The following is a 17,280-nucleotide window of genomic DNA, read 5'->3' on the forward strand; positions in this document are numbered from 1 at the left end:
CTCTAAGGAGCTAACAGTAATTAGCCTTCTAGTAGACTATTACCATTGATAGCAATCTTACGTGGTTGCATCGCTTCTGGGATTTCGCGTTCGAGGTCGATGTGAAGAAGACCATTTTCCATGCTTGCTCCTACCACTTTTACGTAGTCAGCCAGTTGGAATTTACGCTCGAAATCGCGCTCTGCGATACCTTGGTATACGAAGGTTTTCTCTGCTTCTGCTTTACGCTCACCTTTCACAATTAGCATGTTCTCTTTCTGAGTCAGATCTAATTGGTCATCAGCAAAACCAGCGACTGCCATAGTAATACGGTAGTTGTTCTCGTCTTTTTGCTCGATGTTGTATGGAGGGTAACCGCCAGAAGAGTTCTTCGATGTATTCGCTTCCATCATGTTGAATAGACGATCGAAGCCGATTGCGTTGCGGTAAAGTGGAGTGAAATCTACAGTTCTCATAATGCTATCCTTTTAGTAAGCAATAGTCTTAGCTGCGAATTTTACTTGGATCTAACCTGTGTGTGACCCAGTAAACAGCTAAGAGATTCAATTCGCATTCCTCGGGTTTCACCTCTATTGGCGACAACGCTGGGACATGGCAATGAATCAATTTTTAAGTTGTGTGCTGCCAAAGTTATCCTCTATTGAGCGATACTTCGTTAGCGGTAATGAAGGTTCTGTTTCTTCTCTTGTAGAGCAAGACAGTCATCCTCTTCACAAATAGATATATGGATTGAGCAAAATAGTTTCAAGGGGTTATTTTCAATTATTTTTGCAACTCAATATTTTTCAATATCTTACAAACATAAAAAAGCACCATCCAAAGGATAGTGCTTTAAAATGATTTTAGTTTTTTGAGACGAAGCTATTTGGCTTTAGTTCAAGGAAGAGGCGCGGAGCATACGAATGTATGTGAGCACCTCTGACACAGAAATTAAGCCAAAGAGCGAAGTATCAAAGAGACTAAACGTCTAGGTTTGCTACTTTCAGTGCATTCTCTTCGATGAAGTTACGACGAGGTTCAACTTGGTCACCCATTAGCGTCGTAAACAACAAATCAGCACCAACAGCATCTTCAATTGTTACTTGCATCATACGGCGAGTTTCAGGATCCATCGTGGTTTCCCAAAGTTGATCAGGGTTCATCTCACCTAGACCTTTGTATCGCTGTAGGCTTAGACCACGACGAGACTCTTTCACTAACCAGTTCAGAGCATCAACGAAGCTAGAAACTTCTTGAGTACGCTCGCCACGCTTAATGTAAGCGCCTTCTTCAATCAAGCCATCAAGTGCTTCAGAAAGGTCCGCTAGCTTACCAAACTCTTTAGAGTTAATAAGATCGATGCTCAGAAGATGCTCATGAGTCACACCATGAGTACGAACCACAATCTTAGGAACGCTTAAGCCTAGCTCTTCGTGTTTTTCAACTTCAAGGCTGTATTGGCTCGCACCTACTTCTTTCGCGTTTAGCTGCTCAACAAGCTGCTTACCCCAAGCTTCAACTGCCGCGTCATCATGACACTGCTCGGCCGTTAGACGAGGAACGTAAATCAGTTCGTGAACCAATGCGCGTGGGTAACGGCGGCTCATACGATCAACAAGCTTGATGCCTGCATTGTATTGCTGAACAAGCTTCTCTAAACCTTCACCTGCAAATGCTGGCGCTTCAGGGTTTACGTGCAGTTCTGCGTTGTCTAAAGCCAAAGATACTTGATACTGGTTCATCGCATCTTCATCTTTAATGTACTGCTCTTGCTTACCTTTCTTCACTTTGTAAAGTGGCGGTTGAGCAATGTAGATGTAGCCACGTTCAATCAGCTCTGGCATTTGACGGTAGAAGAACGTCAGTAGCAGGGTACGGATGTGAGAACCATCGACATCGGCATCGGTCATGATGATGATGTTGTGGTAACGCAGTTTATCTGGGTTGTATTCGTCACGACCAATACCACAACCAAGAGCGGTGATTAGCGTTGCTACTTCTTGAGAAGACAGCATTTTATCGAAACGTGCTTTCTCTACGTTAAGGATTTTACCTTTCAGCGGTAGGATTGCTTGGTTCTTACGGTTACGCCCCTGCTTAGCTGAACCGCCAGCAGAGTCTCCTTCCACAATATATAGTTCAGACAGTGCAGGATCTTTTTCCTGACAGTCAGCAAGCTTACCAGGAAGACCCGCTAAATCTAATGCGCCTTTACGACGAGTCATTTCACGAGCTTTACGCGCTGCATCACGAGCACGTGCTGCATCAATAATTTTAGAACAAACTGTTTTCGCTTCACCTGGGTTCTCAATAAGGAACTCAGACAACTTCTCACCCATTGTAGATTCAACGGCAGACTTCACTTCTGAAGAAACCAGCTTATCTTTAGTTTGGCTTGAGAACTTAGGATCAGGCACTTTAACAGAAACAATCGCCGTCAGACCTTCACGAGCATCATCACCAGAGGTCGCAGTCTTCGCTTTCTTAGAGAAGCCTTCCTTGTCCATGAAGCTGTTCAGAGTACGCGTTAGCGCCGCACGGAAACCTGCTAAGTGAGCACCACCATCGCGTTGAGGGATGTTGTTGGTGAAACAGTAGATGTTTTCTTGGTAGCCGTCATTCCACTGCATCGCAACTTCAACGGTAATACCGTCTTCGCGCTCAGAGTTAAAGTGGAAGATTTTTTGGATGATTGGCGTTTTGTTAGTATTAAGGTGTTCAACAAACGCTTGGATACCGCCTTCGTATTCGAAGTGATCCATTTTGTCTTCTTCGCGCTCGTCAATTAGCTTAATTGATACACCTGAGTTCAAGAATGATAGCTCACGTAGACGCTTAGCTAAAATGTCGTAATGGAACTCGATGTTAGTGAAGGTTTCTTCACTCGGCCAGAAACGAATCTCTGTACCTGTTTTATCCGTGTCACCGATAACCGCTAGTGGCGCTTGAGGCTCACCGTGGCTGTAGGTTTGAGTGTGGATTTTGCCACCGCGGTGGATAGTAAGAGTAACTTGCTTAGAAAGTGCGTTAACTACTGAAACACCAACACCGTGCAGACCACCAGATACCTTGTACGAGTTATCATCGAACTTACCACCCGCGTGAAGAACCGTCATGATTACTTCGGCTGCAGATACGTTTTCTTCTGGGTGCAATTCTGTTGGAATACCACGGCCGTCATCGCTCACAGACACAGAACTATCTTCATGGATAGTTACAATGATGTCATTACAGTGACCAGCTAGCGCTTCATCAATAGAGTTATCTACCACCTCAAAAACCATGTGGTGCAGACCGGTACCATCATCCGTGTCGCCAATGTACATTCCAGGACGCTTACGTACCGCATCCAGACCCTTCAGTACTTTAATACTCGATGAATCGTAATTATCTGACATAGTTACTCTCTGACTAATTATCCTTGCTCTATTTTGCCATGTTCCACATGAAACATCCTGCTATTTTCGTCATGCATATCTGCAATCTGATCAGCGGTAATAGAGCTTACAAAAACTTGAGCCTGGGTCGCCTTTAAACACTCAGCAAGACGTGCTCGGCGTTGGCTATCTAATTCGGAAGCGAAGTCATCTATCAAATAGATGCACTGCTTACCTGTCATTTGAGTGAGGTGTTGCCCTTGTGCTACTCGTAGCGCGCACACCATCAACTTCAATTGACCTCGTGACAAGACATCTTCCACTGGAGTGCCGTTCACTTTTATCTTCAGATCCGCTTTGTTTGGCCCACTAAAGGTGTAACCAAGCTGCTGATCCCTTTCAAAATTCTTTTCTAATATATCGGCGTACGGGGTGTCTTTGTCCCAGCCACGATAGTAGTTAATCTTTATCTCAAACTCAGGAAGGAAGGTCGCACAGATTTCTTCGGCGACTTCTTTGAGCTGATCAACGTAGGTGGCACGCCACTGACTGATGCTTTCTGCTAAACGGGCCAATTCTTGGTCCCAATAGCTCAGCTCTCGATAGTGCGTTGCCGTTTTCAATAAGGCGTTTCGCTGCTTATTGAGGCGCTTTACCCTGCCCCACGCATCATAAAAGCCCGACTCACTGTGGAAGACTCCCCAATCAATGAATGCTCGGCGATGCTTAGGTCCATCGGTTAGTAAATCAAACCCTTCAGGGTGAATCAACTGCAAAGGTAAGACTTGAGCTAACTGAGCCAACTTTTGCCCAGTTTGACCGCTTATTTTAACCTCTGTCGTGCCATCGCGCTGCTTATTAATGCCAATTGGCAGCTCAAATTGATCCGAGGTCATAAAACGGCCATGTACAAACAGCTCACTACACTCGTTTTGTATGATACGACCGGTAAGTGAACTCTTGAATGAGCGACCATGTCCGAGCAGATACACAGCTTCAAGGACACTGGTTTTGCCGCTTCCGTTAGCCCCTATAAGAAAGTTAAAGCCTGATGACGGTTGAATGTCACAGGCTTCAATATTTCTAAACTGCTTAACGATTAAGCGCGATAAAGGCATAACGTCTTCATATTAATCTTCAATCACGACTCGGTAGGTCAACATAGGGCTGCTTATAAGCGAATTGGCATAACAACGTACATCGCGCTGTCATCTTGTGCGTTCTCGATAAGAGCACTCGCATTGGCGTCTGACATTGAGATGCGAACCTGTTCACAACGCAGTGTGTTCAGAACATCCAATACGTAGCTTACGTTGAAGCCAATCTCTAGCGCGTCACCGTCGAAGTTAACATCGAGTACTTCTTCTGCTTCTTCTTGCTCTGGGTTGTTCGCGGTAATGCGCATCTCGCTATCCACAAGGTTAACGCGAACACCACGGAATTTTTCATTCGATAGAATCGCAGCACGAGAAAATGCTGAACGTAATTCATCACAGCCAGCTTCAAGTGTCTTGGTGGTATTTTGCGGCATTACGCGGCGATAATCAGGGAAACGACCATCAACCAGCTTAGAAGTGAAGACATAGTTGTTCACTTCAGCTCGCACGTTAGAGTTACCAATTTGCAGTGTTACTGGCTGTTCAGGTGCATCCAATAGCTTCACTAACTCTTGAACACCTTTACGAGGAACAATGATCTGCTTCTGAGCAAAATCCGCACCCAGTTGTGCTTGAGATACTGCCATACGGTGACCATCGGTCGCTACGCTGCGCAGGATAGAGCCTTCAATCTCAAACAACATACCGTTGAGGTAGTAACGAACATCTTGGTTCGCCATTGAGAATTGTGTTTTCTCGATAAGACCGCGAAGTTCAGCTTGTGTCACTGACACTTCAACTTCACTGCTCCAGTCTTCAATATTTGGAAAATCTGCCGCAGGTAATGTTGCTAAAGAGAAGCGGCTACGACCAGAGCGAACCTGAATACGGTCACCATCCAATACCACCGTGATCACTGAGTTATCTGGCAATCCACGGCAGATATCTAGGAATTTACGTGAAGGTACTGTAATGCTACCCGCTTCGAAATCACCTTCAAGCGTTACACGGCTGATCAGTTCAACTTCTAGATCCGTCGCTGTCATCGACAACACGTTATCTTCTACTTTAATCAGTAGGTTTCCTAGAATTGGAAGCGTTGGCCTGCCACCGAGTGCGCCAGATACTTGTTGTAATGGCTTAATCAGGTGACTACGTTCAATGGTAAATTTCATATCTTGCTCTTACGGTCTAAATGGCACTGCGTAATAGTACGTGGCCAAGATTCTGCTTATTAAGGTTAAGAATACTGTGTATTAAGAAGAAAGGGTACGAATCAAGTTCGAATAATCTTCTTTAATGTCGTGGCTCTCTTCACGCAGCTGAGCAATCTTACGACAAGCATGTAGTACCGTCGTGTGGTCACGACCACCGAATGCATCGCCAATCTCAGGCAAGCTGTGGTTTGTTAGCTCTTTCGCCAGTGCCATCGCCAATTGACGTGGACGAGCAACAGAACGAGAACGACGCTTAGACAATAGATCAGCGACTTTGATTTTGTAGTACTCAGCGACTGTCTTTTGAATGTTATCAATAGTGACCAGTTTTTCTTGCAGGGCAAGTAAGTCACGCAGTGCTTCACGCACGAAGTCGATCGTGATCGGGCGGCCAGTGAAGTTTGCATTCGCAATAACACGGTTCAATGCGCCTTCCAGTTCACGAACGTTAGAGCGTAGACGCTTGGCAATAAAGAACGCCACTTCATCCGCAAGGTGAATTTGGTGGTCTTCGGCTTTCTTCATCAAGATCGCAACACGTGTCTCAAGCTCTGGTGGCTCAATCGCTACCGTCAAACCCCAGCCGAAACGAGATTTAAGACGATCTTCTACCCCGTTGATCTCTTTTGGATAACGGTCAGACGTTAGGATGATCTGTTGGTTGCCTTCAAGCAGCGCGTTAAAGGTATGGAAGAACTCTTCTTGAGAACGCTCTTTATTAGCAAAGAATTGGATGTCATCGATAAGCAATGCATCAACACTACGGTAGTAGCGCTTAAATTCTTCGATCGCGTTGTTTTGCAGAGCCTTTACCATATCCTGAACAAAACGCTCTGAGTGCATGTAAACCACTTTCGCATTCGGCTTATTATCAACAATGGCGTTACCCACCGCATGCAACAAGTGCGTTTTACCTAAACCAGTGCCGCCGTATAGGAACAACGGGTTGTAGGCTGTACCTGGGTTATCAGAAACCTGACGTGCCGCAGCCAAACCGAGTTGGTTCGACTTACCTTCAACAAAGTTATTGAACTTATGTTTTGGGTTCACGTTTGAGCGGTGATTCAAGTCAACCGCGACAGGCTCTTCATCACGCCAGATATTATGGACAGGTTTGCGAGCTTGTAATTGCGCAGGTGCTGATGACTCAGCGGCCACATCAGCTGCAGTGCGAGTCTGAGTTGGTGTCGGTGTCGCAGGCTTTGGTGCAATCACACGCTTGCTTCCCACTTCAAAATGAAGATGTGGGATATCGTTACCGCAATATTCTTGCAGCAGACGGTTAATGCTATTTAGATACTTATCACGAACCCAATCGAGTACGAAACGGTTCGGTGCAAATAGAGTTAGAGTATTGTCATTGAGTTCCGCTTGTAACGGACGAACCCACATACTGAATTCTGTAGCTGGTAACTCTTCTTGAAGCTGTTGCAAACACTGCAACCAAAGCGAAGATGACACGGTGCCCTCACTCTATTTAAAGTAATATGAAATGACCGCTAATTTTACCTGTTGATAAGTCAGATCACCAGCAATTGATCACAGATCCAGTGAATAAGATCCAAGTTATTCACAATAAATTTGTAATTTATCGGTGGATCCACACATCTTGCCCCTAATTTACTCACACAATGATCCACTTATGCCCGGATCCTTGCTAGTTATCCCCAAATCGGGAATTCAATCTGGTTATGGTTAATAACATCTGGTTATTTATTCTAGTGAGCATTTTCCCAGTAACATCCAAACCCATAAATATAAGGAGTTACCAAATGAATAACTGGATTAAGGCTGCAATTGCGGCTATCGCACTCTCTGCTGCTACTGTTCAAGCTGCGACTGAAGTTAAAGTCGGCATGTCTGGTCGCTATTTCCCGTTTACGTTCGTTAAACAAGACCAGCTACAGGGTTTTGAAGTGGATTTATGGGATGAGATCGGTAAGCGTAACGATTACAAGGTTGAATACGTAACGGCAAACTTCTCTGGTCTGTTTGGTCTTCTTGAAACGGGTCGCATCGATACCATTTCAAACCAAATTACAATGACGGATGCACGTAAAGCGAAATACCTATTCGCAGACCCATACGTAGTAGACGGCGCACAAATTACCGTTCGTAAAGGTAATGACAGCATTAAAGGCATCGAAGACCTTGATGGCAAGACGGTTGCGGTAAACCTAGGCTCAAACTTTGAACAACTGCTTCGCAGCTACGACAAAGATGGCAAGATCAATGTAAAAACCTACGATACAGGTATTGAACATGACGTGGCACTGGGTCGTGCCGATGCATTCGTAATGGATCGCCTATCAGCACTAGAGCTTATCAAGAAGACTGGTCTACCATTACAACTAGCAGGTCAGCCATTCGAAACAATTGAAAACGCTTGGCCTTTCGTCGACAACGATAACGGCAAAAAACTGCAAGCAGAAGTAAATGAAGCATTAGCAGCAATGCGCGCAGATGGTACGCTAGAAAGTATCTCTCAGAAATGGTTTGGTGCGGACATTACTCAGAAGTAATTACTCACTTTCTCCATTCAAGGCCCACTGCTTTATACAGCGGTGGGCTTTTTGCTTTTGTGCACTGATTAAAAAACCTGATACAACAGTACTTACATATAGAACAACACTGCCAATAAAAATACGAGATAGATTATGGGATTTGACTTTAATTACATGCTAGAGCTGTTGCCAATACTACTGAAGTATTTAGGCACCACGATGGAGATGGCGACCTGGGGCTTGTTCTTTGCTCTGATCCTGTCTCTGATACTGGCGAATATTCGTGTATTCAAAATCCCAGTGCTCGACCAACTGAGCCAGCTGTACATTAGCTTCTTCCGAGGCACACCACTGTTGGTGCAGCTGTTCCTCCTTTATTACGGCTTACCACAAGTCTTCCCGTGGATGGTTGGGTTGGATGCCTTCAGCGCCGCTGTGATTGGCTTAACCCTGCACTTTGCCGCGTATATGGCAGAAAGTATTCGTGCCGCGATTATCGGTATTGATCGCAGCCAGATGGAAGCCAGCCTTTCGGTCGGTATGACAACCAGCCAAGCGATGCGCCGAGTGATCTTACCGCAAGCAACTCGCGTGGCACTGCCGTCGTTGATGAACTACTTCATCGATATGATCAAGTCGACTTCACTTGCCTTCACCCTAGGTGTCGCCGAAATCATGGCTAAAGCTCAGATGGAGGCTTCTTCAAGTTTCCGCTTCTTCGAGGCTTTCTTAGCAGTCGCACTGATTTACTGGGGCGTGGTGGTTATCCTCACTCGTATTCAAATTTGGGCCGAAGTGAAACTGAATAAGGCGTATGTACGATGATCAAATTACAAAGTATCCACAAGCAGTTTGGTGACACCGAAGTTTTGAAAGGGATCGACCTAGAAATCAAACAAGGTGAGATAATTGTCATCATAGGTTCAAGTGGTACGGGTAAATCTACCCTACTGCGTTGTGTGAATTTTCTAGAGCAAGCCGATCAAGGCACGATTTCGATTGATGATATCAAGGTTGATACTCAGAAACACACTAAGGCAGAGGTGCTTGCACTGCGTCGTAAGACCGGTTTTGTGTTCCAAAACTATGCACTGTTCGCTCACCAAACCGCGAGACAGAATATTGCTGAAGGTTTAATTACCGTTCGTGGTTGGAAAAAACAGCAAGCCCATGAAAAAGCACAACAAATACTTGATGATATTGGCTTAGGTGACAAAGGTGATAGCTACCCAGCCGCGCTCTCTGGTGGCCAGCAACAACGGGTGGGTATTGGCCGTGCAATGGCACTACAACCCGAGCTTTTACTGTTTGATGAGCCGACTTCAGCGCTCGATCCTGAGTGGGTTGGCGAAGTGCTTAACCTAATGAAAAAACTGGCAAATCAGCATCAAACCATGCTGGTGGTTACCCATGAAATGCAGTTCGCGAGAGAGGTCGCAGACCGAGTGATCTTCATGGCTGACGGTCATATTATCGAGCAGGGATCTCCACAGGATATTTTTGGTAATCCACAGGATCCTAAATTAAAAAAATTCTTAAATAAGGTTGGGATCGACTAAGGATCCTTGTGATTTTAGTTATTCTACGTATAATCCCCCGACCGGAATTTTAGTTAACCCAATCATTGACACTTTTTGTGACAGTGATTACAATTCCGCCTCTTTGTTGAGAGGCGTCGGTTTTCCTTTCTTATATAAAGAAGAGAAAAAATGCCCACGCCGGGTTTAACAAAAACCTAAAACTACTGATCAGTAAGGTAATTACAATGAAACGCACTTTTCAACCTACAGTTCTAAAGCGTAAGCGTACTCACGGTTTCCGTGCTCGCATGGCTACTAAGAACGGTCGCGCAACAATCAATGCACGTCGTGCAAAAGGCCGTAAGCGTCTTTCTAAGTAATCTTTGATTATTTTGAATAAGCTAGCCTTCGGTCGGGAGTTACGCTTGTTAACTCCCGAACATTATCAAAATGTCTTCAAGCAAGCTCATCGAGCTGGCTCCCCTCATTTCACCATCATTGCCCGAAATAACTCTCTTTCAAATCCTCGTCTTGGATTAGCCGTTCCGAAAAAGCAGATTAAAACCGCCGTGGGTCGTAACCGATTCAAGCGTCTTACTCGTGAAAGCTTTCGTAACACTCAACACAAACTTCCTAACAAAGATTTTGTTGTAATCGCTAAGAAGAGCGCGCAAGATTTAAGCAATGAAGAAATGTTCAAGCTACTCGACAAATTATGGCTTCGCCTGTCTCGCCCTTCGCGTGGATAGCGCTAATACCCATCTATTTTTATAGATGGTTTATTAGTCCACTCATCGGCCCACGCTGCCGATTTACTCCAACCTGCTCTTTATATGCGATAGAAGCGTTGAAAGCTCACGGTTTTGTAAAAGGGTGTTGGTTATCAGGCAAACGTCTATTAAAATGCCATCCTTTGAACGAAGGGGGCTTTGACCCCGTTCCACCAGTCCAAAAACAAGACAGAGATAAATAACGATGGATTCTCAACGTAATATCCTGTTAATCGCATTGGCTTTGGTTTCTTTCCTACTGTTCCAACAATGGAACGTAGCTCAGAATCCAGCACCACAAGCGGTTGAGCAGGCACAATCTGGCAGCACCCTACCAGCGCCATCTTATGCAGATGATCTAGACCCGGCTCCTGGTCAAGTTGCTTCTTCTGCTAAAACTATCACAGTAACAACTGATGTACTGACTCTGTCAATTGATACGGTTGGTGGTGATGTCGTTAAAGCAAACCTAAACGATTACTCTGCTGAGTTCGATTCTGAAGATACGTTTGTTCTTCTTAAAAACGAACCAGGTCACCAATTTATCGCACAAAGCGGTCTAGTGGGTCCTCAAGGTATCGATTTAAGCAGCACAAACCGCCCAAGCTACACAGTTTCAGCAGACAGCTTCACGCTTGCTGATGGTCAGGATGAACTACGCATCCCGATGACTTACCAAGCGAACGGCCTTGATTACACGAAAACATTCATCCTTAAGCGTGGCAGCTACGCAATGGATGTTGAATACGATGTAGTCAACAACTCTGGTAACAACGCGACATTCGGCATGTACGCTCACCTGCGTCAGAACGTAATGGATGACGGCGGTAGCCTAACAATGCCAACTTACCGTGGTGGTGCTTACTCTACGGAAGATACGCGTTACAAAAAATACAGCTTCGACGACATGCAAGATCGCAACCTGTCTCTTAACCTATCAAACGGTCAAGGTTGGGCAGCGATGATTCAGCACTACTTTGCAAGTGCATGGATCCCACGCGACGAAGCAGGCAGCAACCTTTACACTCGTGTAATTGGTAACCTTGGCGACATCGGTGTTCGCATGCCGAACAAAACCATCGCTACTGGCGACGAAGCAAACTTCAAAGCAACGCTTTGGGTTGGTCCTAAACTTCAAGACCAAATGGCTGCTGTTGCACCTAACCTAGACCTAGTAGTTGACTACGGTTGGTTATGGTTCATTGCTAAACCACTTCATACTCTGCTTTCGTTCATTCAAGGCATCGTTGTGAACTGGGGTCTGGCAATCATCTGTCTAACTTTCATCGTTCGTGGTGCTATGTACCCACTAACGAAAGCTCAGTACACGTCTATGGCGAAAATGCGTATGCTTCAGCCTAAGCTGACTGCAATGCGTGAGCGTATCGGCGACGACCGTCAACGCATGAGCCAAGAAATGATGGAGCTTTACAAGAAAGAGAAAGTAAACCCACTAGGTGGCTGTTTACCTATCCTTCTGCAAATGCCTATCTTCATTTCGCTATACTGGGCACTAATGGAGTCTGTTGAACTGCGTCACTCACCGTTCTTCGGTTGGATTACTGACCTTTCAGCACAAGACCCATACTACATCTTGCCACTTCTGATGGGTGCTTCAATGTTCCTAATCCAGAAGATGAGCCCGACAACTGTAACGGATCCAATGCAGCAGAAGATCATGACCTTTATGCCGGTTATGTTCACATTCTTCTTCCTGTTCTTCCCTTCAGGTCTGGTTCTATACTGGCTAGTATCGAACATCGTAACTCTGATTCAGCAAACGCTTATCTACCGCGCGCTGGAAAAGAAAGGCTTACATTCTAAGTAAGTTCGATAATAGAAAGAGACAAAGAAAGGCGACCAAAAGGTCGCCTTTTTGTTTTTAGCTGATTACAATTCAGCTAATTGATTAATCGTGAGCGCCCCTTTTTGGCTTTCACATGCTAGCAGGCACAACTATGACTACAGATACGATTGTTGCTCAAGCGACTGCACCCGGCCGTGGCGGCGTCGGTATTATTCGCGTTTCAGGCCCACAAGCAGCCCAAGTTGCGCTTGAAGTTACCGGCAAAGTACTGAAACCACGTTACGCTGAGTACACCCCTTTTAAATCTCACGATGGTTTAGAGCTAGACCAAGGCATCGCGCTTTACTTTCCTAACCCGCACTCGTTTACCGGTGAAGACGTTTTAGAGCTGCAAGGCCACGGTGGTCCTGTGGTAATGGATATGCTCATCAAGCGCATCCTCGCTATTCCAGGGCTACGCGCAGCACGCCCAGGTGAGTTCTCGGAGCGTGCCTTCTTGAACGACAAGATGGATTTAACCCAAGCAGAAGCGATTGCTGACCTCATTGATGCCAGTTCAGAAGAAGCGGCGAAATCAGCTCTGCAATCGTTGCAAGGTGAGTTCTCGAAACGCATTAATACGCTGGTGGACTCTCTGATTCACTTACGCATCTATGTTGAAGCCGCTATCGACTTCCCAGAAGAAGAGATTGATTTCCTTGCTGACGGTAAAGTAAGTGCTGACTTACAAGCTATCATCGACAACCTCGAAGCGGTTCGCCAAGAAGCCAATCAAGGTGCCATCATGCGTGAAGGTATGAAGGTGGTGATTGCAGGTCGTCCTAATGCCGGTAAGTCGAGCTTACTGAATGCATTATCGGGTAAAGACTCCGCGATTGTGACTGATATTGCAGGTACAACCCGTGATGTACTTCGTGAACATATCCATATTGATGGTATGCCACTGCACATTATTGATACCGCAGGCCTGCGTGAAGCCTCGGATGAAGTCGAAAAAATCGGTATTGAACGCGCTTGGGAAGAAATTGCTCAAGCCGATCGCGTTTTATTTATGGTCGATGGCACCACTACCGATGCAACCGACCCGAAAGATATCTGGCCAGATTTCGTTGATCGTCTGCCGAATAACATCGGAATGACCGTGATTCGTAACAAAGCCGATCAAACCGGTGAAGATCTCGGGATTTGCCATGTTAATGATCCAACTCTGATTCGACTATCAGCAAAGACGGGACAAGGCGTTGATGCACTACGTAATCACTTAAAAGATTGCATGGGCTTTGCTGGTGGCAATGAAGGTGGCTTCATGGCACGTCGTCGCCACTTAGATGCCCTAGAACGCGCATCTGAGCATCTAGATATTGGCCAGCAACAGCTCGAAGGCTATATGGCAGGGGAAATCTTGGCAGAAGAACTGCGTATAACGCAGCAACACCTTAACGAGATTACTGGTGAATTCAGTTCCGATGACCTACTCGGCCGTATCTTCACCTCTTTCTGTATTGGTAAATAACCTTTAAAGGCCGGCTCATGCTGGCCTTTTTCTTTAGTAAGGACAGCTTAATGATCCACATTATTACAGGCAGCACCTTAGGTGGTGCAGAGTACGTTGGCGATCACCTTAATGATCTTCTTGAAGAGCAAGGCCACGAGATCACCCTTCATAATCAGCCTGAATTCGATGATATTCCCCAACAAGGCTTTTGGTTGCTGGTGACTTCAACTCATGGTGCGGGTGAATTTCCAGATAATATTAAGCCGTTTATCGACGCATTGACCCAGCAATCTCCAGATTTAAGCCCGGTTCGCTTTGCTGTCGTGGCGCTTGGTGATTCGAGTTACGATACCTTCTGTTTGGCGGGAAAATCAGTCCACAGCCAGATGAAAGAGCTCGGTGCTCAGCCTATTTCTGACTGTTTTACCATCGATGTATTGGAAACTCCGGTACCAGAAGACGCAGCAGAAGCTTGGTTCAACGATCATAGCGACCAGTTTTAACCTCTCTCCTCTCTCAAAAAGCGGCTTATGCCGCTTTTTTTGTCTCTGAACATCGTGATTGTGAATAACTTTTTTTCAAAAACATCGAAAATTAGCGATCTATTTTCAATTTCTGCTGTGGATAAGATCATACATATACGGTGATTAACCTATAGTTATCCAAATAACAAGTTTTAGGCTAATTTCCTCCTGTGAATAAGTAGCCATTTTGATCCCAGCTAATCCTCATCCTGATCAAAGTTAGATCACATCATTTGATCCAAAAAAGATCCATGATCTCGTTGATCATTTCCGACTTATCCACAGATACCCTCGATCCTAATAATAGATCTAATAAAAGATCTCCTTAAAGATCTTATCTATATTAATTAAAAACAGCTTTTTCGAAAAATCCCAAAAACGTTTTCTCAGGCTATGAAAACAGGTAGAATATCGCTCCTTTTTATCAATCTAGAAAACGTTTGAATACCTGAGGTCGGTTCATGCTTTATCACGAAAAATTTGACGTCATCGTTGTTGGTGGTGGCCATGCAGGAACGGAAGCCGCACTCGCATCTGCACGTACTGGTCAAAGTACGTTATTACTTACTCATAATATCGATACACTAGGACAAATGTCTTGTAACCCAGCCATTGGCGGGATCGGTAAGGGCCACTTGGTAAAAGAGGTCGATGCAATGGGTGGATTAATGGCGCAAGCTATTGATCATGCAGGTATTCAGTTCAGAACATTGAACGCATCAAAAGGCCCTGCGGTTCGTGCTACTCGTGCACAAGCTGACCGCGCACTGTACAAAGCCTTTGTTCGTAACGTTCTTGAAAACACGCCAAACCTGACTTTGTTCCAACAGTCGGTTGATGACTTGATCGTTGAACAGGATCAAGTGGTAGGTGTGGTAACGCAGATGGGCCTTAAGTTCCGCGCAAGCGCTGTGGTTCTGACTGTGGGCACATTCCTAGGCGGCAAGATCCATATTGGTATGGAAAGTTCTTCAGGTGGCCGTGCTGGTGATCCACCATCGATCGCACTGGCTGACCGTCTTCGTGATCTTCCATTCCGAGTTGATCGCCTGAAAACAGGTACTCCTCCTCGTATCGATGCGCGTAGCGTTGATTTTTCTGAGCTTGAGGTTCAGCACGGTGATAACCCGACGCCTGTTTTCTCGTTCATGGGCAGCCGAGCTCAACAACCTCGTCAAATTCCATGTTACATCACGCATACCAATGAAAATACGCATGACGTAATTCGTGCCAACCTTGATCGCAGCCCTATGTACGCGGGTGTGATTGAAGGCATTGGCCCTCGTTACTGCCCTTCGATTGAAGACAAAGTAATGCGTTTTGCTGACAAGAACAGTCACCAAATTTTTATTGAGCCAGAAGGTCTAACGACTCACGAGCTATACCCGAATGGTATCTCTACCAGTCTGCCGTTTGATGTACAGGTTCAAATTGTTCGTTCGATGAAGGGCTTTGAAAATGCTCATATCGTTCGCCCTGGCTATGCGATTGAGTACGATTTCTTTGATCCTCGCGACCTTAAGCTGACTTACGAAACTAAGTTTATCAAAGGTCTATTCTTTGCGGGTCAAATCAACGGTACCACTGGCTATGAAGAAGCGGCTGCACAAGGCTTGATGGCCGGTCTGAATGCAAGTTTGTTTACTCAAGGCAAAGAAGGCTGGAGTCCACGTCGTGACCAAGCTTACATGGGCGTGCTTATCGACGACCTATCTACCATGGGTACCAAAGAACCTTACCGCATGTTTACGTCTCGCGCGGAATACCGTCTGCTGCTTCGTGAAGACAACGCCGATATCCGCTTGACTGAAAAGTCGCGTGAACTTGGCCTTGTTGATGACGCTCGTTGGGCTCGTTTCAACGAGAAGATGGAAAACATGGAGAAGGAGCGTCAACGTCTGAAAGAGACTTGGATTAATCCAAAATCTGAAGATATTGATCAACTGAACCAAATTCTGAAAACACCAATGTCTCGTGAAGCGAGCGGTGAAGATCTTCTTCGTCGCCCTGAAATGACTTATTCACAGTTAACCGCATTGGATCGTTTTGGTCCTGCACTGGAAGATCAACAAGCGTCTGAGCAAGTTGAGATCCAAGTGAAGTACGATGGTTACATTCAGCGTCAACAAGACGAAATTGAAAAATCACTGCGTCATGAAAACACCAAACTGCCTGCTGATATCGATTACAGCAAGGTAAAAGGACTTTCTAACGAAGTGGTTCTTAAACTAACGACAGCTAAGCCTGACTCAATTGGTATTGCTTCGCGAATTTCAGGTATCACACCTGCAGCAATCTCAATTCTGTTGGTTTACTTGAAAAAACACGGCCTGTTGAAAAAAGGTGAGGAAGCATAATGAGCGCATTACGCGAAAAACTGGATCACCTTATTGGCCAGACTGAACTTGAAGTATCTGAAAAACAACGTGGCCAGTTGGTTGGCTACGTTGAGTTACTGAACAAGTGGAACAAAGCTTATAACCTAACATCAGTTCGTGACCCACAAGAAATGATGGTGAAACATATCTTAGATAGCATCATTGTTAGCACTCACTTACAAGGTAAGCGCTTTATCGATGTGGGTACGGGACCTGGTCTTCCTGGGATTCCGCTCTCAATCATGAATCCAGACTGCGAGTTTTACTTGCTAGACAGCCTAGGTAAGCGTATTCGTTTTATCAAACAGGTGATTCATGAGCTGGGTATCGACAACGTGGTACCGGTTCAAAGTCGCGTTGAAGAATTTCAACCAGAAGAAAAGTTTGATGCAGTGCTCAGTCGTGCATTTGCGTCAATGACAGACATGGTAGAGTGGTGTCACCATTTACCTAAAGAGCAATCCGGTGTATTTTTGGCTCTTAAGGGACAACATCCTAGAGACGAAATCGACCTGTTACCTGAATGGTGTTCAGTGACAGACATTAAAGCTTTGCAAGTGCCAGAGCTTGATGGAGAGCGTCATCTAGTTACTTTATCGCGTCAGGGATAAT

The 17,280-nt window shown here is 45.4% G+C and carries 17 protein-coding genes; 12 read left to right on the forward strand and 5 right to left on the reverse strand.

The window, feature by feature from the left end:
- Positions 1–20: 20 nt before the first annotated feature.
- Complete coding sequence (locus AB4274_RS11715) at positions 21–455, reverse strand: Hsp20 family protein (RefSeq protein ID WP_009848140.1); 435 nt, start codon at positions 453–455, stop codon at positions 21–23.
- Between the two features lie 142 nt (positions 456–597).
- On the opposite strand from AB4274_RS11715, the gene AB4274_RS11720 reads away from it, so the two are divergent.
- Entirely contained in the window at positions 598–720 is a 123-nt protein-coding gene (locus AB4274_RS11720; RefSeq protein WP_267869012.1) for a hypothetical protein, read from the forward strand.
- Between the two features lie 239 nt (positions 721–959).
- On the opposite strand, the gene gyrB is transcribed toward AB4274_RS11720, so the two are convergent.
- From gyrB to dnaA, 4 genes are all read right to left on the reverse strand, one after another.
- Positions 960–3,377 (reverse strand): DNA topoisomerase (ATP-hydrolyzing) subunit B, encoded by a 2,418-nt coding sequence (gene gyrB, locus AB4274_RS11725; protein WP_017058811.1) that lies wholly within the window; start codon positions 3,375–3,377, stop codon positions 960–962.
- Between the two features lie 17 nt (positions 3,378–3,394).
- Positions 3,395–4,474 carry a DNA replication/repair protein RecF gene (gene recF, locus AB4274_RS11730; protein ID WP_017058810.1) on the reverse strand — a complete coding sequence of 360 codons (1,080 nt, stop codon included), beginning with the start codon at positions 4,472–4,474 and terminating at the stop codon, positions 3,395–3,397.
- A gap of 53 nt (positions 4,475–4,527) precedes the next feature.
- Positions 4,528–5,628, reverse strand: a complete 1,101-nt coding sequence (dnaN, locus tag AB4274_RS11735) for a DNA polymerase III subunit beta (RefSeq protein WP_017099673.1) — start codon at positions 5,626–5,628, stop codon at positions 4,528–4,530.
- An 81-nt stretch (positions 5,629–5,709) separates the two neighbouring features.
- A complete protein-coding gene (gene dnaA, locus AB4274_RS11740; protein WP_017058808.1) occupies positions 5,710–7,131 on the reverse strand; it encodes a chromosomal replication initiator protein DnaA in 1,422 nt (473 codons plus the stop codon).
- Positions 7,132–7,442: 311 nt separating this feature from the next.
- Here dnaA and AB4274_RS11745 point away from each other — a divergent pair, with 311 nt between their 5' ends.
- From AB4274_RS11745 to rsmG, 11 genes are all read left to right on the forward strand, one after another.
- The gene (locus AB4274_RS11745; RefSeq protein ID WP_009848135.1) at positions 7,443–8,192 is read left to right on the forward strand and encodes an amino acid ABC transporter substrate-binding protein; all 750 of its coding nucleotides are present in this window, start codon (positions 7,443–7,445) and stop codon (positions 8,190–8,192) included.
- Positions 8,193–8,327: 135 nt separating this feature from the next.
- A complete protein-coding gene (locus AB4274_RS11750; RefSeq protein WP_009848134.1) occupies positions 8,328–8,999 on the forward strand; it encodes an amino acid ABC transporter permease in 672 nt (223 codons plus the stop codon).
- Positions 8,996–9,733, forward strand: coding sequence for an amino acid ABC transporter ATP-binding protein (locus AB4274_RS11755; protein ID WP_017063027.1), 738 nt, complete (start codon positions 8,996–8,998; stop codon positions 9,731–9,733). Before AB4274_RS11750 ends, AB4274_RS11755 begins: the two co-directional genes overlap by 4 nt.
- A 206-nt stretch (positions 9,734–9,939) precedes the next feature.
- Positions 9,940–10,074 carry a 50S ribosomal protein L34 gene (gene rpmH, locus AB4274_RS11760; RefSeq protein WP_004735800.1) on the forward strand — a complete coding sequence of 45 codons (135 nt, stop codon included), beginning with the start codon at positions 9,940–9,942 and terminating at the stop codon, positions 10,072–10,074.
- Positions 10,075–10,119: 45 nt separating this feature from the next.
- Positions 10,120–10,443 (forward strand): ribonuclease P protein component, encoded by a 324-nt coding sequence (rnpA, locus tag AB4274_RS11765; protein WP_017055478.1) that lies wholly within the window; start codon positions 10,120–10,122, stop codon positions 10,441–10,443.
- Entirely contained in the window at positions 10,410–10,667 is a 258-nt protein-coding gene (gene yidD / locus AB4274_RS11770; protein ID WP_004735802.1) for a membrane protein insertion efficiency factor YidD, read from the forward strand. The genes rnpA and yidD overlap by 34 nt, the downstream gene beginning before the upstream one ends.
- A gap of 2 nt (positions 10,668–10,669) precedes the next feature.
- Entirely contained in the window at positions 10,670–12,292 is a 1,623-nt protein-coding gene (yidC, locus tag AB4274_RS11775; protein WP_372112115.1) for a membrane protein insertase YidC, read from the forward strand.
- Positions 12,293–12,422: 130 nt separating this feature from the next.
- Positions 12,423–13,784, forward strand: a complete 1,362-nt coding sequence (gene mnmE, locus AB4274_RS11780; protein ID WP_029235098.1) for a tRNA uridine-5-carboxymethylaminomethyl(34) synthesis GTPase MnmE — start codon at positions 12,423–12,425, stop codon at positions 13,782–13,784.
- A 50-nt stretch (positions 13,785–13,834) separates the two neighbouring features.
- Positions 13,835–14,269, forward strand: a complete 435-nt coding sequence (gene mioC, locus AB4274_RS11785; protein WP_017058804.1) for an FMN-binding protein MioC — start codon at positions 13,835–13,837, stop codon at positions 14,267–14,269.
- 482 nt (positions 14,270–14,751) lie between these two features.
- The gene (gene mnmG / locus AB4274_RS11790; protein ID WP_017058802.1) at positions 14,752–16,647 is read left to right on the forward strand and encodes a tRNA uridine-5-carboxymethylaminomethyl(34) synthesis enzyme MnmG; all 1,896 of its coding nucleotides are present in this window, start codon (positions 14,752–14,754) and stop codon (positions 16,645–16,647) included.
- The gene (rsmG, locus tag AB4274_RS11795) at positions 16,647–17,279 is read left to right on the forward strand and encodes a 16S rRNA (guanine(527)-N(7))-methyltransferase RsmG (RefSeq protein WP_017058801.1); all 633 of its coding nucleotides are present in this window, start codon (positions 16,647–16,649) and stop codon (positions 17,277–17,279) included. Before mnmG ends, rsmG begins: the two co-directional genes overlap by 1 nt.
- The last annotated feature ends 1 nt before the right edge of the window (position 17,280 follow it).

This window comes from Vibrio sp. 10N.261.55.A10, assembly GCF_041470825.1.
Classification (GTDB): Bacteria; Pseudomonadota; Gammaproteobacteria; order Enterobacterales; family Vibrionaceae; genus Vibrio; species Vibrio crassostreae_C.